This window comes from Candidatus Lernaella stagnicola, assembly GCA_030765525.1.
In the GTDB taxonomy this organism is placed as follows: Bacteria; Lernaellota; Lernaellaia; order Lernaellales; family Lernaellaceae; genus Lernaella; species Lernaella stagnicola.
Map to the genome: position 1 here is coordinate 1 of JAVCCK010000045.1, position 21,074 is coordinate 21,074.

General features: G+C 59.3%; 22 protein-coding genes. 14 read left to right on the plus strand and 8 right to left on the minus strand.

The genetic code is table 11. The features are described 5' to 3' along the window. Window positions 1-190 precede the first annotated feature (190 nt). Complete coding sequence (locus tag P9L99_21075; protein MDP8225867.1) at window positions 191-799, plus strand: hypothetical protein; 609 nt, start codon at window positions 191-193, stop codon at window positions 797-799. A 10-nt stretch (window positions 800-809) separates the two neighbouring features. Here the strand turns inward: P9L99_21075 and P9L99_21080 are convergent, their stop codons facing one another. Both P9L99_21080 and P9L99_21085 read right to left on the minus strand, forming a co-directional pair. Beyond that, window positions 810-1,259 carry a zinc ribbon domain-containing protein gene (locus tag P9L99_21080; GenBank protein ID MDP8225868.1) on the minus strand — a complete coding sequence of 150 codons (450 nt, stop codon included), beginning with the start codon at window positions 1,257-1,259 and terminating at the stop codon, window positions 810-812. Window positions 1,260-1,326: 67 nt separating this feature from the next. Next, the gene (locus P9L99_21085) at window positions 1,327-2,439 is read right to left on the minus strand and encodes an EFR1 family ferrodoxin (GenBank protein ID MDP8225869.1); all 1,113 of its coding nucleotides are present in this window, start codon (window positions 2,437-2,439) and stop codon (window positions 1,327-1,329) included. Between the two features lie 106 nt (window positions 2,440-2,545). Here P9L99_21085 and P9L99_21090 point away from each other — a divergent pair, with 106 nt between their 5' ends. After that, complete coding sequence (locus tag P9L99_21090; GenBank protein ID MDP8225870.1) at window positions 2,546-4,678, plus strand: C25 family cysteine peptidase; 2,133 nt, start codon at window positions 2,546-2,548, stop codon at window positions 4,676-4,678. A gap of 153 nt (window positions 4,679-4,831) precedes the next feature. Here P9L99_21090 and P9L99_21095 read toward each other — a convergent pair whose 3' ends face one another. After that, window positions 4,832-5,008, minus strand: coding sequence for a hypothetical protein (locus P9L99_21095; protein MDP8225871.1), 177 nt, complete (start codon window positions 5,006-5,008; stop codon window positions 4,832-4,834). 296 nt (window positions 5,009-5,304) lie between these two features. Between P9L99_21095 and P9L99_21100 the strand changes: the two genes are divergently transcribed. From P9L99_21100 to P9L99_21140, 9 genes are all read left to right on the plus strand, one after another. Continuing rightward, window positions 5,305-5,739, plus strand: a complete 435-nt coding sequence (locus tag P9L99_21100; GenBank protein MDP8225872.1) for a thioesterase family protein — start codon at window positions 5,305-5,307, stop codon at window positions 5,737-5,739. Between the two features lie 464 nt (window positions 5,740-6,203). Beyond that, the gene (locus P9L99_21105) at window positions 6,204-7,430 is read left to right on the plus strand and encodes a hypothetical protein (GenBank protein MDP8225873.1); all 1,227 of its coding nucleotides are present in this window, start codon (window positions 6,204-6,206) and stop codon (window positions 7,428-7,430) included. Between the two features lie 10 nt (window positions 7,431-7,440). Continuing rightward, window positions 7,441-8,121 (plus strand): hypothetical protein, encoded by a 681-nt coding sequence (locus P9L99_21110; protein ID MDP8225874.1) that lies wholly within the window; start codon window positions 7,441-7,443, stop codon window positions 8,119-8,121. Continuing rightward, entirely contained in the window at window positions 8,121-9,044 is a 924-nt protein-coding gene (locus tag P9L99_21115) for a zinc ABC transporter substrate-binding protein (protein MDP8225875.1), read from the plus strand. Before P9L99_21110 ends, P9L99_21115 begins: the two co-directional genes overlap by 1 nt. Further along, on the plus strand, window positions 9,034-9,792 hold the full coding sequence (locus P9L99_21120; GenBank protein MDP8225876.1) for a metal ABC transporter ATP-binding protein: 759 nt from the start codon (window positions 9,034-9,036) through the stop codon (window positions 9,790-9,792). Before P9L99_21115 ends, P9L99_21120 begins: the two co-directional genes overlap by 11 nt. Then, the gene (locus tag P9L99_21125) at window positions 9,792-10,685 is read left to right on the plus strand and encodes a metal ABC transporter permease (GenBank protein ID MDP8225877.1); all 894 of its coding nucleotides are present in this window, start codon (window positions 9,792-9,794) and stop codon (window positions 10,683-10,685) included. Before P9L99_21120 ends, P9L99_21125 begins: the two co-directional genes overlap by 1 nt. Window positions 10,686-10,759: 74 nt before the next feature. Beyond that, a complete protein-coding gene (locus P9L99_21130; GenBank protein ID MDP8225878.1) occupies window positions 10,760-11,524 on the plus strand; it encodes a DUF4198 domain-containing protein in 765 nt (254 codons plus the stop codon). A 12-nt stretch (window positions 11,525-11,536) separates the two neighbouring features. Then, window positions 11,537-11,965: a hypothetical protein gene (locus P9L99_21135; protein MDP8225879.1), complete on the plus strand. Its 429-nt coding sequence runs from the start codon at window positions 11,537-11,539 to the stop codon at window positions 11,963-11,965. After that, window positions 11,965-12,339, plus strand: a complete 375-nt coding sequence (locus P9L99_21140; protein ID MDP8225880.1) for a hypothetical protein — start codon at window positions 11,965-11,967, stop codon at window positions 12,337-12,339. The genes P9L99_21135 and P9L99_21140 overlap by 1 nt, the downstream gene beginning before the upstream one ends. Window positions 12,340-12,426: 87 nt before the next feature. Here the strand turns inward: P9L99_21140 and P9L99_21145 are convergent, their stop codons facing one another. The 5 genes from P9L99_21145 to P9L99_21165 all read right to left on the minus strand — a co-directional run bounded on the left by P9L99_21145 (window position 12,427) and on the right by P9L99_21165 (window position 16,728). Continuing rightward, the gene (locus P9L99_21145; protein MDP8225881.1) at window positions 12,427-13,764 is read right to left on the minus strand and encodes a Wzt carbohydrate-binding domain-containing protein; all 1,338 of its coding nucleotides are present in this window, start codon (window positions 13,762-13,764) and stop codon (window positions 12,427-12,429) included. A gap of 413 nt (window positions 13,765-14,177) precedes the next feature. Next, window positions 14,178-15,041 (minus strand): HIRAN domain-containing protein, encoded by an 864-nt coding sequence (locus tag P9L99_21150; GenBank protein MDP8225882.1) that lies wholly within the window; start codon window positions 15,039-15,041, stop codon window positions 14,178-14,180. Window positions 15,042-15,116: 75 nt separating this feature from the next. Next, window positions 15,117-15,395 (minus strand): hypothetical protein, encoded by a 279-nt coding sequence (locus P9L99_21155; protein ID MDP8225883.1) that lies wholly within the window; start codon window positions 15,393-15,395, stop codon window positions 15,117-15,119. Beyond that, complete coding sequence (locus P9L99_21160; protein ID MDP8225884.1) at window positions 15,392-16,210, minus strand: formate dehydrogenase accessory sulfurtransferase FdhD; 819 nt, start codon at window positions 16,208-16,210, stop codon at window positions 15,392-15,394. Before P9L99_21160 ends, P9L99_21155 begins: the two co-directional genes overlap by 4 nt. 20 nt (window positions 16,211-16,230) lie before the next feature. Further along, the gene (locus tag P9L99_21165; protein ID MDP8225885.1) at window positions 16,231-16,728 is read right to left on the minus strand and encodes a Fur family transcriptional regulator; all 498 of its coding nucleotides are present in this window, start codon (window positions 16,726-16,728) and stop codon (window positions 16,231-16,233) included. 244 nt (window positions 16,729-16,972) lie between these two features. Between P9L99_21165 and P9L99_21170 the strand changes: the two genes are divergently transcribed. The 3 genes from P9L99_21170 to P9L99_21180 are packed head-to-tail and all read left to right on the plus strand — an operon-like array spanning window position 16,973 to window position 21,065. After that, complete coding sequence (locus P9L99_21170; GenBank protein MDP8225886.1) at window positions 16,973-18,532, plus strand: FAD-binding oxidoreductase; 1,560 nt, start codon at window positions 16,973-16,975, stop codon at window positions 18,530-18,532. Then, a complete protein-coding gene (locus P9L99_21175; GenBank protein ID MDP8225887.1) occupies window positions 18,529-19,965 on the plus strand; it encodes an FAD-binding oxidoreductase in 1,437 nt (478 codons plus the stop codon). Before P9L99_21170 ends, P9L99_21175 begins: the two co-directional genes overlap by 4 nt. Beyond that, window positions 19,959-21,065 (plus strand): (Fe-S)-binding protein, encoded by a 1,107-nt coding sequence (locus P9L99_21180; protein MDP8225888.1) that lies wholly within the window; start codon window positions 19,959-19,961, stop codon window positions 21,063-21,065. The genes P9L99_21175 and P9L99_21180 overlap by 7 nt, the downstream gene beginning before the upstream one ends. Window positions 21,066-21,074: the final 9 nt, after the last annotated feature.

A 21,074-nucleotide genomic window follows, 5' to 3' on the forward strand; every position in this document is an offset into this window, starting at 1 on the left:
CGACAATCCTTACGGTCATCCGAACGCCAACGTGGTGCAAGAGTGGGAAGATGTCGGCGCGGCGATTTACAAAACCGCCGAAGACGGCGACGTTACGTTCCTGATCAAAAACGGGAACATCACTGTCACGACGGAACGATAGTCAAAACGGCGCCGGGCGGGCGTCGATGTTATGCAGGAGTTACGGTTTATGCGAAAAAGTTGGCATGTTTATCTCGCGTTGGTGGTGCTTGTCACAGTGCTCGCGGCGGCCGGTTGCGCCGTCAAATCCAATACGCTTAATGCGTTGCTGGCAGCGGCAAAAGCGTTGGACGACAAGGATTACAAAACCTTCAACAAGTACGTGAACGTCGATCGCATTGTCGATCAGTGCGTGACCTTGCTGCTTGAGGAGGCCAAGGCCTACACGAAAAAACCGCGCCCGAAGTTGTGGAAGCTCGGCGAGAAGTTCGCCCGGCCGCACTTGGTCGAAATGACCAAAGAGCAATTTCGCCGCGCGGTCGAGGACGGTACGGTAGCCGAGCAGATCGAAGGCTTGGATAAGTTGCCGTCGAGCCGGTTGATGTTCAATCTTGTCGGCTTGTTCGGCGTGGCGCACACGGATTCTTCCACATACGAAATCGGCGAAGTGACCGAGACGAAAAACGGCGAGTCGCTCAAGCTCAAGGTCAAATACAACGGCGAATGGTTGCCACTGGAATTACGGGCGAAAAAAGTCGGCGACCACTACCGCATCGTCGAAGTGGAAAACCTGCACGATGTGGCTGGTGCGCTGCTCAAGGACTTGCAGGACGACTGATTCCGGCGGCCTACTCGAATTTCTCCCCGCATTCCGGGCACACGGTGGCGTCTTCCGGCACCGGCGCGCCGCAGGACTCGCACCGCGTCTCGACCATTGCCTCGCGCGCCAACTCTTCCTCGTCGGGCGGTGAAAGAACGACTTCCATGATGCGGTTGGCCTCGGCATACCGAATGCGCGGCACCAAGATGCGCGAGTCGTGGGCCGGATAAATGTGCACGACATCCAGCGCGTCGCCGGCCAGCACGGCGGGGATTTGGGCATCGTCGAGCGCCGCTTTCAATACCCGCGTGGCGATTGGGCCTTGGGATTCACACAGAAGCACGAACTCGATGCGCGGGTGATCGTCGTCGAGCTCGACATCACCGTCATCCGTTTTCGCCTGTTCGAGGACTTCCTCGGGCTTCGCGTGATTCATCGGTTTGCCGCGTTCGTCTTTCGGATCGAAATCGCTTCCCATCGTGTTCTCCTGTGTGATCGTAAGTCGATGCAATGCCACTACCTACAATATAACATATGCCGCGCCTTCACGAGAGGTCGGGACGGTTCTTTTTGGCCGGTCGCAGGTCGCGCAACAGCGTATCGGGTTCGTGATAGCGGCGGTACAGACGGGTGAGCGTCGTATAGGTAAAGGCCCGGTTGATCCACCGGAAACCCAACAACCACCAAAGCAAATACGAAGCCGCGGCGACGGCGCCGTAGAGGTAAAAAAGATTCAGCACCGCGGCGATCCACGTGCCCTGCAGCGTCGCCATACCGGGCAGAAAATCGTCGAGCCGGGTTAGCAGAAACGTCGCGGCGGGAACCGTCGTCAGGAAATACGCCAGCACGATCCACGAGTGCCCGCCCTCGATGGCGCGTTCGGGGCAAAACGCCATGCAGCGCATGCAGCTCTCGCAGTCGTAGGTCCAGAATGGACGTTTGCTGCCGCGCCCCCACAAGCGAATGGCGCCGACCGGGCAGGCTTCCGCGCACAAACCGCAGCCCGTGCAGCGCTCGTTGGCGATCAGCGATTTGGCCAGAAAGAAGCGGCCGATCACCAGGTACAGCAGCGAGACATAGAGCAACGCCAGCCCGGTGCATAGTTCCCACGCGTTGTTGCACGTCAGCCAGCAACGGCGACCGCCGAGGATCGTTTCCAGAAATCCGGCGACCCGTGGTTGCGCGTCGGCGATGATGCGGCGGGTCGTGTCCGGCCCCATGCCCGGATGCACGGCGATCCAGTTCGAGGGCATGTTGACACTCATCGCACCGCGTACGCGGTATCCCTTTAACGCCAGGATGAGGGCGATCAAAAACGGCCCCGTCCCCGCCAACCCCGGCACCCATCTCATGTACGGCAGCGGCCAGTAACGCGCCCCGGCGCGCGTGGCGCACACGAAGGCGTGGGCGCGGCGGCGCGGCAGGCGCAGGGCGAAGCGAATCATATGCAGCGGGGCGGTGAAGGCGTGGGTGGGAAACACGAGGCCGACGAGTTGTTCGGAGTCGGAACCCAGTTGCTCTTCCGGTACGGGCTCTTCGATGGGCGCGACGGCCACACGGCACCCGGCGCCGGCGGCATGCTCGCCAAGCCAACGAGCGACGCGTTGCGAATTGCCGGTGCCGCTCATGAAAAAGACGCGCAGATCGGTGTATGCCATGAACGATTTGTACCGCCGCAGCGCCGAATTTTCAACGCGCCGGGCATTTGGCGCGGTGAGGCCGATCGGCTACACTTTCTCGGTCTTGAGCGTAAGGAGTTGGATGATGAAAAAGGTTTTCGTTGCGTTTTTATTGATTGCGGCGCTGGCCTGGCCGGCGTTCGCCGAGGAAATCGAGTTGACCTACGACTTCGACGACCCGACATGGATAAGCGGGCTCGAAAACACCGTCGAACCGCGCCTGGCCGGATTGCGCCAACAGGTGATCCCCGGCGAACCCGTCGTGCCGGTGGCCACGGCATGGGTGGCGATCCCGCAAGGGCACGAAGTGGTTTCAGTCGTGGTGGACGAAAACAAAACGCAGCAGGTGTTTGCCGGACGCGCCGCCTGGGGGTCGAAATTCGCGCCCCTGTCGCGGCCGACCTTCGCCCAAGCCCGCCCCAGCGCCGCCATTTACGGGGGCGCAACACCGTACCCGGCCGCGCGGCATCGGACGTTGACGCTGCAATACAAACGTGGCGTGGCGATTCAACCCGTCGCGCTCTATCCCGTGCAATACCTGCCGAACCGGGAAGCGTTCGCGTTCGCAGGCAGCCTGGTCGTGCGCGTAAAAACCCGCCCGGCGACGAAGCCGGCGGCGGTGATGCCATACCGCGGCCTGCCGGCGGATCTGCGTGAGTTGCGGGCGCGGGTCGACAACCCGGCGATCGTGGATAGCTATCATCCGGACGCCGCGGGCAAAGGCGAGCCGCTCGACTACCTGGCGATTGCTCCCGAGAGTTTCCACGGTCACTTGGAAACGTACCTCGCGCACAAAACCGAGCTTTTCGGCCTGCGTTGCGAAGTGGCGAGTTACGAACAGATCCTGGCCGAGACGCCCGGCGCCAACGAGCCGGCCAAGGTGCGCAACTACATTCGGCAGCGTTACGACGACGGCCTGCAATGGGTGCTGCTGGTCGGCGATGCGGACCGGGATAGCGAAGTGCTGCCGCTGCGCCCGTTGTACGTGACGGGCGTCGACCCCGATGACGGCAGTACCTTCACCGATCCCACGATGGCCACCGACCAGTACTACGGTTGCCTCGACGGCTCCTACAACGGGGACGGCGATTGGCACTGGGGCGAGACGACCGACGGCGACGAAGGCGGCGATGTCGATTTGCTCTTCGACGTCCACGTGGGGCGTTTTGCGGTGGACGAACCGTGGGAACTGTCGATGATCGGCGGCAAAACGATGGCCTTCGAAAACGACGACGCCACGCCGTGGCGCGTGCTGTTTGTGGGTGAGTACGCCGATTCCCAAACCTGGGGCGGCGACAACAAGGACGAGGTTTTCACGCATTGCGGCGACCAGACGATTCCCATCACGAAGCTTTACGACCGCGACGGCACCAACACCCACCGGCGCGTGATCGGCGCCATCAATAGCGACGCGCACCAGTGGCTCAATCACCTCGGCCACGCCGATGTCACGTCCAACATGGGCTTTTATCCGAGTGAAGTGGCGTCGCTGGAGAACGAGCGGCCTTATCTCGGTTTTTCGCAAGGCTGTTACTCGGGAAGCGTGGACGGCGTGCAATCCTATGGCGGCCACAGTTGGGAAGATTGCATGGCCGAGCAGTTCACCAATCAACGGCGCACGGGCGCCTTCGCCTACTTCATGAACACGCGCTACGGTTTCTACCTGACCGGGCGCAACGACGGACCCAGCAACGTGTACGACTGGGAACTCGCCGAGGCGTTTTTTGTCGACGGCGTCCCAAACATCGGCGCGGCGATGGACAAGGGCAAGGAAGATTGCATCGGGCTGCTGTCGCCCAACACGATGATGCGCTGGGCGTGGTATACGCTGCTGCTGTTCGGCGATCCGCAAACGCCGATGCGGCTTAACTGCGACAACGACGGCGACGGCGTGGATTGGACCTACTGCGGCGGCGAGGATTGTGACGACCAAAACGAGGCGATTCTACCCGGTGCGGAAGAGATCTGCGACGACGGCCTCGACAACAACTGCGACGGCCTCACCGACGAAGAAGATCCGGCCTGTGCCGCGGCGGATGATGACAGCGCGATCGATGACGATACGAGTGACGACGACGCAATCGATGACGATGATGCAACCGACGACGACGCCATCGACGACGACGATGCGACCGACGACGACACAATCGATGACGACGTCACCGACGACGATGCGGCTGACGATGATGACAACGACGACAGCGGCGGCTGCAACTAAAGCCGCCGGCGAGGCGCATTTATCTCAGAAAGCCGATAACAAGTCTCAGAATGCTGAGGTCGCGGGGCCGGTACGAAGCGGTGGGCTTGACGGGTTAAAACAAAACACGCGGCGAATCGGCCGCGCATTTTCACGCTGCGTTAGGGCGGTGGTTTACATCCCGGCGATGAACATGCTCATGCTCAGAATCAGCAACGCACCCCCGAAATGTTCAAAACGGATAACGGTGTCACGCCTCTGAAGGCGGGGAAGCAGCGAACGGCTGAAGAAGAGCATCGTCGTGCCCAGGATAAAAGCGACCAGGCCGATCAAGCTGACAATCCAAATCATGGGGTTCCTCGTTTCCTGATACTTGGGAAGACCGCCGTTTCTCGCGTCGGGTTCCCCCCGTCGTTGTTTTATTTAGCAAGCGTCGTGCCAATCACAACGTAACCGGGAAAAGCGGCCGGGCAAGGGGCCGGGCTCTGTATCGTCGCGTTTTTCCGCGTCGCAAAAGCGTCTGCTTGATGTTCTAATTTGAAATGCCGCGTTTCAAAATGGAATACACCGTGGGCCGGAGGGGGGTGCCGAGTTCGGCGAAAATGGTTATGTATGGTGGGCAAAATCGAGAACCGTCGAGGAGAAACATGAGCCAGACCGACAAACCAACGGCGTTGGCCGAGTACACCGGCGCGATCCGCTTCCAGATGCACTGGGGCGAGATGGACGCCTTCGGCCACCTGAACAACACCATCTACTTTCGCTATTTCGAGAGTGCGCGCATCGTGTTCTTCGAAACGCTCGACATCACCGAAAGAGGAATGCCGCGCGCCATCGGGCCGATCCTCGGTTACACGAGCTGTCGCTTCAAAGCGCCGCTGACCTTCCCCGACACCCTATGGGCGGCCACGCGCGTGACCGACATCCAGGACGACCGCTTCACCGTCGAGCACGTCGTGTACAGCGAAAAGCTCGAACGCATCGCCGCCGTGGGCGAGGCGACCATCGTGGCCTACGACTATCGGAACAACACCAAAGCCACGCTGCCCGATTCCTGGCGCGACTGCCTCGAGAACTGCTGACACTCACCCATACGAATCGCGAAACGCTTTTGCCTAAGGATTTCGCCGAAATTTTTTGCGATGCAAGTTTCTCCAATGAAAAGGTACCGGTGAACTCTCCGCGAAAGCTCCGGCTTGATTCTCAGAGCGGCGCACACGGAAAAAGGTGCCAAAGTGTCCGATGGTTGAGGTGATAAAGGTCGCGCAAGGGTGTGCAGATGTCTCCGAAGTCGGCTTTAATATTGCGTTTCTTATAGAAAAAGACGTCAACGCCCGGTTGAGTTCGTATCTTTACAACGCCATCAAGGGGCGCTAATACTGAAAATTCGAGTAAAAGGAGCGTCCGAAACATTGCGAAAATTACAGGTCTGGCACAAAAAAGGCCTTTTTTTGATTGCGCGCTCGGCGATGACTGGACAGCCTCTATATTCGTATATATAGATATAGAGATTAACAATCTCAGCAGGCGAGGTAGGAGAGATCTCATGAAAACATTGAATCATCCCGGCCGATGGGCCGTTTTGTTTTTGGTGATGGCGCTGGCGTTGCCGGCCGCTCTGGTGTGGGCGCATGGCGGCCACGGCAAAACCGAATTGCAGTTCAAGGTCGTGCCGAAGAACGTCGAATCGCCGGGCGCATCGGTGATCAAAATGGGCGGCATCACCATCAGCCGCCAGGAATTTTTCGACTACATTCGCAACACCGCGGCCTTTCAGATGCGCGCCGATTTGATCCAGCGCGATTTTCTGCTGCACTTTTGGGTCATCGAGGGCGTGTCACGGTATTACCCCACCGATATCAATGACTTGTTTGCTCGGCTTGAGAAATTGGGACCGGAATCGCCGGAGTTCGCGCCGCGGCTCAACGAGTGGATTCTGGCCCAGGCCGATCTTTTTGCGCGGTTGAGCCACTATGCCGCCAAGGCGAAGCGGCAGCCGTGGTCGAAGGCGGGAAAAATCTCGCCGGTGCTGGAAATGTTCGCGCAAAAGCAAAAGGCCGATTTGATGGAAGACGTGATCAAGTACGGCGCGATGCCACCGAGCCGTATGGGGGTGCGAAAGTTCGCGGCTTCGTTGTCGGCCGACGACCGTGCGCACATCGAGCGCCACTACAAAGACCCCAAAGACATCAAACCCTTCGAGGTGAAGGAAACGAAACGGCGTTGGATTCAGTACCGTAGGGATTTGTTGGCCAACACGCCCAATGCGCGGTTGTACTTGAAGGTCCAGAGTATGTCGGTGCCGCCGGCTACACCCATCGCCAAGGTGAACGACCACGTGATTACCATGGGCGATTTTCTGAGCATCTACGGGCCGATGGTCAATGACACGAACTGGAACAACGTCAAAAAGTCGCGGGTACCGGGGATGATGCTCGCTTACGCGATGGCCGACGAGGCCGACCATTTGGGCGTCGTGCCGCAATGGCTTAAAGCAAAGATCGCGCTTTCGAAAAAAATGTACTTAGCGGCCGGACAGATAATCCGCGAGTTTGGTCCGGCAACATTGGGCGAAACGACGCCGGAAATCAATTTCGCATTTTACCGGAAGATTGTTTACTTCCCGAACTTGTTAAAATTCGAAAAGTTTTTCGTCGAAAAAAGCGGCAATTTACCGGCCGGCCAAAAGCTGTGGATCGACAAGGATTATCTGACATCCTTAGCGTGGATTGTCGAACCGGCATACACACCCGAGCAAGCGAGTTACTTCTAGGAGAGCCGTTATGGCCGCCGCCACCGCACCGTCCGCCGATCTGAAGGTGAAGATCGTTGAGCCGCTGGCGTCACGTCGTGAGACGTTCTTTGTGCTCGCGGCCATTTGCGTGATCGTGCTGCTGATGGCGCTGCGTTTTGCCGCCGTCGGCGGAGACGATAAAACGCAGTACATACGTCCCTACCAGCGTCTCGACAGCATCCTGAGCGGCAAACAGCGCACGCTTTACCAATCGATGTTGGCCTCCACGGAAGACGTCATCGAGCTGCGCGAGCGGGAAGGGCAGTGGCCCGAGGCGGCGCTGCTGGAGATCGAAACCGTGCCGCCCTTTGACGAGAAATTCCTACCGCCGAGCTTGCGTGGACTTACCTGGACGGAGCACGACGGCAATTCATGGGTGGATTATATCGGTCAAGACCCCAATCAGGACGACCAGGAGAACATCACCTACATCCTGCGCGTGATCGACCTGCACGCCGAGTACCATCCGCACCCGCACCCCGGCCTCGACTACGACCCGAATCAAAAGGTCGCCGTGCAGGTATGGGTCTTTCCGCAGCCGGCGCGCCCCTATCCCGGTGAACGTTTGCCGGAAGCCGGGTGGTGGTGGGTGGTGGGTCCGAACGACCCGTCGCTGTCGCCGGACGCCGTGCAAACAACACCTGGCCCATCCCCCAATGGAGGAACGTGATGAAAAGCAGAGTTTTGCTATTAATCGTCGTTGCATTAACCGTCATGATCGCCGCGCCCGGTTTCGCGGCCGACAAGCTGCGCATCGGCGTGACGTTGCACCCGTACTATTCTTGGGTGGGTAACATCGTGGGTGACACGGCGGAGGTCGTGCCGGTGGTGCCGCCGGAGGCCGATCCGCATTCCTACCAACCGCGGCCACAGGATCTGGCGCGTTTCGCCAAGCTGGATGCGGTGGTGGTCAACGGCTTGGGGCACGACGAATTCATCAGGTCGATGCTTAAGGCTGCGGACGACAAAAACATCAAGCAGATCAATCCGAATCAGGGATTGCCGTTGATACCGGTTTTTCGGAAGGTTTACGCTTTTGAGAACAATGGTAATGCGGGGACCAAGGTCAGCTACAACAGCCACACGTACATTGCCATCACCGGCGCGATTCAGCAGATCAATACCTTGGCGCGGGAGTTGGGCAAGCTGCGGCCGGAGCACGCCGAGTTGTATCGAAAGAATGCGAGAAAATATGCAAAAAAACTGCGCCTCATGCTGGGTGACGCGCTCGACAAAATCAACGAACTGGATAGCGGCAAGCTGAAAATCGCCACGGTGCACGACGGTTACGCCTATTTGCTGCAGGAGTTAGGCGTGGAGGCCTCGGCGGTGATTCAGCCGCGCCACGGCATCGAACCCAGCGCCAAGCAATTGCAGGACACCATCAACCAAATCAAAGAAGCCGGTGTCACGGCTTTGTTCACCGAAATGGACTTTCAGAAGAAGTACGTCAAGATCATTTACGAAGAAACCGGCTGCCGGGTCTATCAATTCACGCACGTCTCCGGCGGCCCTTACAACTTGAACAAGTTCGAAGCCGATATGCAGAAAAACCTCGATGCTATCGTACAGGCCATGCGGGATGCACAATAACGACACACCCGCCGCCACCGTTCCGCTTCTACAGGTGGAAAACCTGAAAGTCGAATTGCGCGGCGCGTCCATTTTGCACGATATCAACCTGGCGGTGTTGCCGGGTACGATTCACGTGCTGATGGGCCCCAACGGCGGCGGAAAAACGACGTTGATTCGGGCAATTCTCGGCGGCATGCCTCACGAGGGCTTGGTTCGCTTCAACTTCCGAGCCGACGGACGTATCGGGTACGTGCCGCAGTTTCTCGACTTCGACCACTCGGTGCCGATCACCGTGGCCGACTTCCTTACGATTATGATTGAAAAAACACCGGCCTTTTGGGTCAGCCCGAAAAAACGCCGGGCGCGCATTGAAGAAATGCTGGCCGTGACCAAAACCGAGCGCCTGGTTGATCGTCTTATCGGCAACCTGTCGGGTGGCGAATTCCGGCGCGTCCTACTGGCACAAGCGCTCATCCCCAAGCCGGAACTGCTGCTGCTGGACGAACCCGCCAGCAACGTCGACGAAACCGGTGCCGCCCTTTTTGAAGAAATCCTTACCGATCTGAGCGTCAAACAAGGCATCACGATTTTCATGGTTGCGCACGACATTTCCATGGTGATGCGGGTGGCCAATTGGGTCACCGGCGTCAACCGCGATATCACTTTTGAGGGCGTGCCACAGGAATTGCGCGATCCGCAAACCCTGGGCAAATTGTTCGGTACCGTCGCGTTTTCGATCGCCGACCGTCTTGCAGGGTGCGATTGATGGAAGTTCTGTACAACATCGTCACCGGGTGGGCGAAGGCGGGCTACTTGCCCGGCATGTTCGAACATGCGTTCATGATTCGCGGCCTGCTGGCGGCGCTGATTATCGGGCCGATTCTGGGTGCCACCGGCACGGTCGTGGTAACCAAAAAGCTGTCGTTTTTTACGCAGACCATCGGCAGCGCGGCGCTCACGGGCGTGGCGCTCGGGTTGCTGTTCGGCGAGCCCATTGAGGGGACTTATGCCGGGTTGTTCGGCTTTTGCACGATCGTCGCGTTGCTGATGACCTACGTGCGGCACCGGACGCGGCTTTCCACCGATACGGTGATCGGCGTGGTGTTGGCGCAGGTGCTGGGCATCGGCATCATCATGCTCGTACTGGTGACCAAACAATTCAATATCCACCAAGTCGAAGGCGTGCTTTTCGGTAGCCTGATCACATTGACCGATATGGATTTGCTGATCTTGTCGGTCGTTGCCGTGGTGGCGAGCGTTTTGCTTTGGCGCATCTTCAACAACACGATGTTGGTGGCGTTCAACCCGGTGCTGGCCAAGGCGCGCGGGTCGCAACCGATATTCTTGGATTATTTCTTCGTTGTGTTAATGACGGCGGTGGTCGTGGCCAGCTTGAAGCTGATCGGCGCATTGCTCGTATTGGTGCTCATTGTCGTACCGGCGGCGGGCGCCCAGAATGTGGCGAGCAATCTGCGGCAGTTTTTCTGGTTGAGTATCGTCTTTTCTACCGCCAGCACCTTCGCCGGGCTGTTGATGTCGGGCTTTTGGCCGGTGCCGACCGGTGCAGCGATCGTGTTGGTATCGAGCGTGCTTTTCTACGGAACACTCGTGACGCGTTCCGTCTTCGGCTTCGGAGGCGTGAAACAAGGCGAAAGTTGACGGCAGTGGCGTTTTCTCGGCCAAGCGTATATGATTATAAAAAACGTAACACGAAACAAAAGGGAGTGGCGGTCATGAAAAACATCTGGATCGGCCTTTTCGTGCTGGCATTATTACTTCCCGCGGCGGCGTTGGCGCATTTCATGGTGTTACAACCCTCGGCCAATATCGTGATCGAGCGCGACAACGAAATCGTGACGGTCGACATGCGCTTCGCTCATCCTTTTGAACAAAGCCTGATGGACAACGACACGCCCACGCAATTCGGCGTCATGGTTGCGGGTAAAAAACACGACCTGCTGCCCGTAGTGAAAACCATCAAGACCAACGGTATGCGAACCTACCGCGCGACCTACAAAATCGCACAGCCCGGCGATCATGTGTTTTACGTTGCGCCCGCGCCGTATTACGAACCGGCCGAAGAGAAATTTATCGTGCATTACACCAAGACTGTCGTGCACGGCTTCGGTCTGCAGGAAGGGTGGGACGAGTTGGTCGGCCTGAAAACGGAAATCAAACCCCTCACCCGGCCGTACGGCCTGTGGGCGGGCAACGTCTTTCAGGGGCAGGTGTTACTCGAGGGCAAACCGGTGCCCCACGCTGAAGTGGAAGTCGGCTACGATAACAAGAACGGCGTGACATCCCCGGCGGAAGTCTTTAATATTCAGGTTGTCCACGCCGATCAAAACGGCGTGTTCACCTACGCCATGCCGCGTGCCGGCTGGTGGGGGTTTGCCGCGTTATCCGAAGACGAAAACAAAAAGATCGGCCCTGACGGCAAACCTAAGAGCATCGAAATCGGAGCCGTGATCTGGGTATGCGCGAATGAAATGAAATAGAAGGGGGTCGCAATGTCATTCACCGTGTGGCGGACATGCGCGACGGGCTGGATCGTCGCGATAGCAGTGGTCGTTGGCGCAAGTGTCGCGTGGGCTCACGGCGTCGGCGGTAGCATGTGGCTGGATGTGAAGCCAACCCGCAAACTCATCACGGTTACCGCCTACCACGGCACCGGTCTAAAATGTGAAGGTGCCAAGGTGTTCATCCTGGATGAAAACGGCAATCTATTGTTGGAAGGGGAAACCGATCGATACGGCTTGTTTTCGTACAAACCACCGATTTTTGACACCATGATCATCCTGGTGGAAACGACCGACGGCCATCGCATCGAGCATGTGCTGAAGGCGAAGAAGAAAAAGCGAACGTCGACGCCCACCCCGCAGCCGGAACCCGAAACCACGCCCGCCGCCGATCCGGCCCCTGTCCAAAGGGTAAAATGATGAACAAAAAGACGATAGGCATCCTGATCGCGGTGTGGATCGCGTTCGTGGCCGCGCCGGTTTTCGCGCACAGCATTTCCGTTTGGGCCAGCGTGGAAAACGGGAAGGTTGTGGTGGACGCCTACGGCAGCGGCGGCGCCAAGTTGAAGAACATCAAGGTGTATGTCCTGGACGCCAAAGGCGAAATGTTGCTGCAAGGCAAAACCGACGATCAAGGGCGTTTCGTCTTCGACCCGCCGGCGAAAGACGACATGACGATCATCGTGAAAAGCGGGGCTTCGGGCGAGCACGAGCACACCGCGGAAGCGAAAATTAAAAAGTCGGATTTCGACGAAGCCAAGACGCCGCCGGCGACCGACGACACACCAAAATAGACCAGCCGCGGCGCCGTCAACGCGCGAATAGGACCGGGTGAAAACACCGTCGGCGTGCTGCTCCGGCGGGCCGGGCGCGGAGCGGCTCTAATCCACTTCCACGTGATACGGCAGGTACACCGAACCCAACAAACCCGGCGGCGGATCGTTCACTTCAACACGGTACTTCTTGTAGTGGACGTCGAACGCGTAGGGCGCGATCGGATTGGGCATCTCGTATTCCCACACACCGACGGTGATGTCGTAGGGCCCGGCCAGAAGGTTGAGCTTGTCGAAGTCTACCGTGAGTTTGTGGTGACCCGAGAGGGTACCAAGAGGTTGCGCGGCGTAAACGTTCAACCCGGCCACGACGTTGCCGAAGCGATCGTGAAAAAAGATCCGGAAATGCGGCTCGAATATCTCTCCTTCGCAGTGGAATTCGATGACCAGCCGCAAACCCTCGCCCGCCCGCAACGTCGAGACCTCGGCCCCCTGCGCGTCGGTGATCCGCACGTTTTGAATCTGCACACCCTGGTCCGAGTTCTGCCGGGTTTTGCACAGTTCGCGGTTTTCCAGGTGGCTTTCCAGGGGGTCGTATCGGAAATAGCCGGCCGGTAACGGCTGGTCGCGCTTTTCCAAAACAAGAGCGATCAACCCGGCCTTCTTTTTCACTTCGTCGGACAAGTCGGCACGTGGCACTTCGAATTTTTCGTTCCGGACGCGGTAGAATTCGCGCCAGTACTCTTCCGCGCGGTCTTGATTGTCCAGGCAAAAAGCCACGCGCTCGTCGGGGTCGAATTCGATGTACCTTTTGCCTACCGCGTCATCCACTTCGCCGAACGCTGCCGCCGCCACAAAGTGCAGACCGGACGGTGCGATCACTCGCTGCCGCAACGTGTATTCGTTGTAATGGCGCTGTTCATACTCTTCGCCGCCATCGGATTCCACTTCGATATGATGCCCCAGGTTAAAGGGCACGGTGATCACCATTCGACCGCCGGTCTTCAAAACCCGCCCCAACTCGGCCATGACTTGCGCGTCTTGAAAAACCGGAAGGTGTTCCAAAAAACTGATCGTCAGCACGCGGTCGAACGAGTCGTCGGGAAAGGGCAAGCGCCGCGCGTCTCCGGACAGGATCTTCAAGAGGCTCGCCGCGATCCCCGCTTTGTCCATCAGGCCTTCGCAGTAGCGCCGGGTTTTTTCGTCGTACGCGGCCTTGTCGACGGCCGTGACGCGGCAACCGATTTCCGAGGCGAGAAACAACGGCGGGATCGACAGGTAGCCCATGCCGACCTCGAGCACGTCCATGTCCCGCTCCGCCTGCAGCAAGGTCAGGGCTAACGGGTATTCCAACCAGCGAAAGTAGTTTTGTCGGACGCGGAAATCGTCCTCACCCAGTCGGCGGGTGAAACGCGTGATGTGATCGTGCGTGATGTCGCGGCCCACAGCTTGACTCCGTTTTACGTTTCGTTCGAATTCCCCAGGCGGGAAAGAGACATTTCGAAGATAGAACACCCGGTTGCGCGGGGCAACATCGAACGCGCCTGTCTCCCTATGCTTGTCTCGCGCTGGGACCGCGCTCACGGGGAAAAAAAGAGGAGGAGATATGACGACGGCGCCCGAAGAAAAGAATTGTTGCAACCAATTGTTTTCGTTTATACGCTCGGGCGCCGTCGCAGATTCGATTTGCTTATGTTAATCTGCAAGACCGATGCCGGAGTGCCGGCCGCCCCGAATTCCACCTAAACGGTTGTTATTGAGCCTTTTTGAAAAAGGCGTGGCCCGCGGCCGGCCACACCGCGGGGAAAAACACAGCAATTTTTACATGGAAGTGTGAAATTCTTTCAGCACCGCCTCGCCTAGGCCGCCATCGCCGCTTGCGTGCTGGCGCGCTCGACAACCAGGTAAACCCGTTCGTCGGGATGGAAACCGCGCGGCAGGAATGCACCAACGTGCGCCGTGAACACCGCTCCGCGATCGATGTGTGGCGCGACAAGCGCGGCGATGTCGCAACGCAGGTAGCCGAGTTTTTCGCCGTTCTGGTGAATGATCGTCACCGCGTTGGGATCGTGGCGGTTGTGGTGTTCCCGCACCAGCAGGCACGCGTCGCCGACGTGCAGCCGCGGGGTCTCCCGCCCGGCCTCCTCCGGCAAAAAACGATGAGCGCGGAATTTAAAACCCACCACCCGTGTCGACCATTGCGCGGCGCGACCATACCAGGCGCCGAGCTTCTGGTGCAGTTCGAGTTCGGTGATGCGCGGGTCGATGCCCGCCACGGCCAACAAACGCGGGCGACTTTCGACGTACAGGTCCTGCCACGCGCCGAGCATCGCTTCGGCCAGCAGGTTCATGCGCTGATCTTCGCTGAGCGCCTGGGCCGTGACGCTGACGTCGAGTTCGTCGGCGTAACGGAAAAAACGCATCTTGTAGAGACCCGAAAGCATGACTCCCGCGCGAATGCGGGCTTGCGCAATGAACAGACGGGTCAAGCGCAGCAGCGGGTCGCAGGGCGCGGGCAGCATGCGCCGGGCGTAGGGATCGCCGTGCAGCACGATGTCGATATCCGCGCCAGATACCTCGTCGAGCACGCGGTGTTCCAGTAAACGCGGCAACGCGGGCGACGCGTCGACCCAGGCCAGTTGGCCGGCGCTTTCGGCGAAGGTCCAGCTTTGTTCCCCGGCGGCCAGGGCCAATTGCACCGTGTAGTAACGAAACGCATTCATCTTTTCCCCTCCTTTCGCATCTACAAGGTAAAGGAGGGGTGTGACAGGATGGGTCACAGTCGCGGGCGAATTTTCTCAGGAAACTTCGAGACGAAAATCGGCGTCCGGAGCCACGCCTTTCAACGGCCCGAACGCACCGCGCACGATACCGAAAAGCATGGCGCGCGCGAAGGCGTTGACCGTCACGTCCGTGCCGTCGACTTCAAGACGCGGCGGCGTGGAAGTCAGCACGACGTGATCAGGAGCGCCGATGCCGTGCAATGCGCCGACGGCCCCACGCAACGCGCCGGCCAGAACGGCGGCGGTGAATTCGTTCAGGTCAACGGATTTCCCGTCGATCGTCAATTTCGTCATGGCAAACCTTCCGGTTCGGGGATCGCGTTGGCGATACGCTCCGGGCGCGTGAAGATCGTGCAGGAACCCGCTCGCAGGCCGCCCACGACCGTGACGCCGATTTGCTCGGCCAACTGCAGCGCCATGTCGGTGGGCATGCTGCGCGAGAGAATGATCGGCAGGCGCATGCGTCCGGCTTTGAGCATTACCTCGCTGGTCACGCGGCCGGTGGTGTACAGCGCCATGCCGCGACCGATGCCCGGGCCACGCAGCGACCACCCGGCCAGCTTGTCCAAGGCGTTGTGCCGGCCGATATCTTCGCGGAAACAGACAACGCCCTCATTGTCGAGCAAGGCGGCGCCATGCACGCCGCGGGTGCGTTTGTAGGTGTCGGACGTGCCGGCGAGCGAGGCGCCGATTTCGTAGATGAAAGTCAGCGGCAGCACAAGGTCGCCGATGACGCGCACCCGCCCGGCCTTCACCGCATCGAGCACGTGGTAGAAAATTCTGCCCTTGCCGCAGCCGGAGGTGACCAGGCGTTTGCCGTATACGCTGTCGATGAGTTTCTCGTCGACGACGGCGTCGATCAGCGCCTCGCCGCGTTTCTCATCGACACGTACCGAACGAATTTGCGAGGCTTCGTCGAGTAGTCCTTCGTTGAACAGGAAGCCCACCGCCAATTCATCCGGATGCGTGCCGTCGGTCAACAGCGTGACGAGTTCGCGATCACCCAACCGTACCGTCAAGGGCGTTTCGCGGACCACGTGGCCCGCGGCGGTCTGCACCAATCCCTGCCGACAGATTAATACCTGCCGCGTGACGGTAGAATCACTCATTCGCTACTCCCCGGAGCGCCCTATTCGATCGTATGCTCTTCGGGCTGGATCTCGTGATGCAGGGACGGAGTTTCGCCGCGCTCGAGTTTGTCCGAGCACTCGCGGCAAACACCATACAGGTCGAGACGGTGCCCCACTAGGATGAAATCGTTGACTCCCGCCACCTCTTCCTGCAAACGTTCGATGGTGTCGTTTTCGAATTCGATGTGACGACCGCATCGCACGCAGAACAAGTGGTCGTGGTGCTCCTGTCCGTACACGTACTCGTAGGTGTACTCGGCCCCCGGCGTCGACTCGGCAACGCGTACCAGATCCGCTTGCACGAGCAGCGGAATCGTGCGGTACACAGTGGCGCGGCTGGCCACCATCCCACGGGCGGAGAGGTCTTTGACCAGGTCTTCGATACGGAAGTGCTTTTTGGACGTTGCCAGGGCGCGGACGATTTCGTCCCGTTCACTGGTGCATCGCATCGACTTACTGCGAAGGTAATCGCGGAAAACTTCTACGGCATCTCGCATTTTCTTTGCTCCATTCCATTTGGTCTGTTTTTTTCTATCTCACTGACGCCCTGACCATCACGGCGGCAGCGAGTGACTGAATCTCAATTAAAATCAGCCTTATGCGTTAAGTCAAGAAAATTGAGACCGAAGCCAATAATTTTCTTCTCTTGACTCACGACGCATTGCGGCAATACCCTGATGAACAACTTTTTCGGGCGGAAATAGTCGCCGCGCCCGCTTAGCAGGGACTTGGGACGTCATCATGAGCCTCGCGCCCAGCCATATGAATCATGCATTGCTCGATCAATTGCGCGCCATTGTCGGTAAGGGCAGCGTGTCGTTGTCGGACACCGATCGCCTTTCCTACTGTCACGATAACAATCCCGTGTCGAATATGTCGATCAACGAGGGGCGCGCCGGCCCGCTGCCGGACGTGATTGTCTGGCCCAGCACCACCCAGCACGTGCAGCAAATCGTGCGACTCGCGGCGGAAACGAAGACCCCGCTGATTCCCTACGGTGCGGGCAGCGGCGTGTGCGGCGGTACGGTGCCGCTGCACGGCGGCATCATCTTGGACCTCAAGCGCATGAAGCGCATCCTCGAACTGGATGAGGAATCCCTGACCGTCACGGCCGAAGCCGGAATTCTCGGGCAGTTGCTCGAGATGGAATTGAACCGGCGCGGGTATACGCTCGGCCATTTTCCGAGTTCGATTTACAGCTCCACGCTCGGCGGTTACTTGGCCGCCCGCAGCGCCGGGCAGTGTTCGTCGAAGTACGGAAAAATGGAAGACATGGTGCAGGGCCTTGAGGCCGTGCTGGGCACCGGCGATGTGATTCGTACGCCGGTGACGCCGCGCGCCTCACTGGGGCCGGATTGGAACCAGATTCTGATTGGCTCGGAGGGCACGCTGGGCGTGATCACCGAAGCGACGTGCCGCATTCGGCCCGCCCCGGCCGTGCGGCGTTTCGTGTCGTTCGAGTTTCCAGATATCGAGGCCGGCACCGACGCCATGCGGCAGCTCATGAGTCACGAGCTTGAGCCCGCGGCGATGCGGCTGTACGACGAACTCGACACGGCGATCATCGCCAATTCCAGTCGGGAAGGTGAGAGCGACGAGAGCTTTCTCAACCTGATCCCGTTGTCGCAGTTCGGCAAGCTGGTGCAATCGGCGTTGCCGGGGCCACTGAAGATGGCCAAGCGCTTTTTGGGACAGCGCGCCGATTTGATTAACGCGTTGGAGCGTTTCGCCAACGGTTGCTTGATGGTCGCGACCTTCGAGGGTGACGAGGAACTTTCGCGGGAAGAGAAAAACCTGGCCACGCTGATTTGCGAGAAGCTCGGTGGTGTTAATCGCGGCCCGCAGCCGGCGATGCGCTGGCACAAGAACCGCTATCACGTGTCGTATTTTCAGTCGAAGGTGTTCTACCACGGAGCCTTGGTCGACACGATCGAAATGGCGGCTTCCTGGCGTCGCGTTCCGGCGCTGTATCACGAAGTGCGAAACGCGGTGCGTTCGCTGGCGTTTATCATGGCGCATTTTTCCCACGTCTACTTGGACGGCTGTTCGGTGTATTTCACTTTCGTGACGGCGGCGCCGACGGTTGAGAAGGCGGCGGCGCAGCACCGGGCCGTGTGGGACGCGGCGGTCGGGGCGTGCCATAAGGTGGGCGGCACGATCAGCCACCACCACGGCGTGGGCTATACCAAGGCCCCGTACATGGTCGAAGAGCACGGCGCAATGATGCGGGTCTACGACGCGCTTAAAAAAGAGATGGATCCGCACGGCATTCTCAATCCTGGAAAGATGGGGTTGGCATGAGCGCGAAGAGGTCACGTCGCATCAACGTGGAGTTGCTCAACCGTCTGCGCGACGTGCTGGGCGGGCGCCGCGTCAGCCACGCCCAAACCGACGCGATCAATTACGGGCGCGACATGTGGCCGCGCTCGCTGCTCGAGATTCGCCGCGGCCGCGTGCCGCATCGACCCGATTTTATCGTGTGGCCGGAAACCACGGATCACGTCAGCCGGGTGCTGCGCCTGTGCAACGAAATGTGCGTGCCGGTCGTGCCCTTCGGTGCGGGCAGCGGTATGTGCGGCGCGGCGACGCCCGTGAGCGGCGGCGTGATTCTCGACATGAAAAAAATGAACCGCGTCGAGAAAATCTCCGAGCAAAGCAATATCGCCGTCGTGCAACCGGGCATTCTCGGCGCGTTGTTGGAACGCGAACTCAACGCCAAGGGCTACACCTTGGGCCACTTCCCCGGCTCGCTGGGCACTTCAACTCTCGGCGGCTACCTGGCGACGCGCTCGGCGGGCATGGCCGCCACCTACTACGGCGGCATCGAGCGGATTCTCATCAGCCTGCAGGTCGTGCTTCCCGACGGCACTGTCGTGCAGACACGCACCACGCCGCGGCGGGCGACCGGGCCGGATTTCAACCACTTGTTTCTGGGCTCCGAAGGCACGCTGGGCGTGATCACCCACACGCATTTACGCATTCACGCCCTGCCGGACATGTACGGCTATCGCGGTCTCGCGTTCAAGAAGTTTGAAGACGGCTTGAAGGCCGTGCGCCTCATTCTGCGAGCCGGGTTGCGGCCGGCTTACGTGCGGCTTTCCGACAGCGCCGACACGGCCGGGCCGTTGAGCGAAGCGGGGTTGTCGATCAGCGGCTGCCTGCTCTCGCTCGTGTTCGCCGGACGGGAATCGCTGGTGGATTTAGCGTTGCGCAAAGCGACGGAAATCGCCCGGAGCGCCCGCGGCCGAGACCACGGTGAGGAGCCGGCGCGGATCTGGTACGAAAACCGATTCAGCGAGTTTTACGAGCAGAGTCCGTGGTTCGGTCAACCCGACACGGTATTCGACGTGCTGGAGATCGCCGCGCCTTGGAAGCACGTCCCGCAGGCTTACCAAATGGTGAAGGCCGCGGTACCCAAGCGTGTCACCGCGGCCGGTTACGTCTCGCACGCCTACCCGGAGGGGTGCAGCCTGCAATTTATGTTGCGGGGCAAGGCGACGCCGGGTAAAGATGTCGAACTGTACGATCAGATGTGGAAGAAAATCATGCCCGCCGTGCAGAAAAGCGGCGCGGTGATCAGCCATCAACACGGTATCGGCCTGCATAAGGCGGATTGGTGGCAGGAACAGGCGGGACCCGGTCACGCGTTGCTGGCCGGCATCAAACGGCGCCTGGATCCGAACAACATTCTCAATCCCGGAAAATTCGCCACCGATACGGAGGCACCATGCTGAAGCGTTTCCACAAAGAAATCGAGTATTGTACTTATTGTCCGAAGTTGTGTCGTTTTTCCTGTCCGGTGGGCAACGCCAGCAGCAACGAAACCTACACGCCCTGGGGCCGTCAGACTCTCTTGCACTTGATCAACGAAGAAACCCTGCAGTTCAACCGCGAAACCGCCGGCACCTTTTACAAATGCACCACATGCATGCTGTGCCGCGAATTCTGCGACCACGAAATCGAAGTGCCGGAGGTGATGCACGCGGCGCGCGTCGAGGCCGTCGAACAAAATTTGAACCCGCAGGAAGTGACGGATTTCCATCATTTCTTCGAGGCGGAAAAGAACCCCTACGGCGACGACCTGGCGGCGCGGCTGCGGACCATTCTGCCCTCTTCGATGTTCAACGACGACGCGCAGGTTATATACTTCCCGGGCTGTGCGATGATCTACAACTACCCGCAGACGATCAAAAACACGTTCCGGCTGTTCGAGGCGATGGATATCAACTACGTCGCCTGCTATGGCGCCGAAGTACCCTGCTGCGGGTTGCCCCTGTACGACATGGGGTACGAAAAAGAGTTCAAGGAAAACGCCCTGCGGCTGCAGAAAAAGCTGGCCAAGGCGAAGGTGATCATCACCGGTTGCCCCACTTGCGCCTACATGCTCAAGGTGCGAATTCCCGAGGCGGGCGTGCAGCTCACCGAGCGCGTTTATCACATTGCCGAATTTCTCGCGCCGCTGGTCAGCGAAGGCAAGCTGCCCATTCGCCGCCCTTACTCCCGCAAGTTGATCTACCACGACCCCTGCTTTTTGGGCCGCTACCTGGGCGTCTACGATCAACCGCGCAAGCTACTCAACGAAGTGTGCCGCGAGCCTCTGGGCGAGTTCAGTTGGAACAGAAACCACTCGTACTGCTGCGGCGCGGGCGGCGGCATCCCCACGACCAACCCCGTCATGGCTTTGGATATTGCCCGCGAGCGGCTGCGCGAAGTGTACGAAGGCCAGAAGAAAAGCCTCGTGACCGCCTGTCCGACCTGCATGCGCGCGTTCGAAAAAGCCGACGACAAACTTGACGTGTTAGATATCGTTGACGTACTGGCCCGCTGCATTTAACCTTGCGGC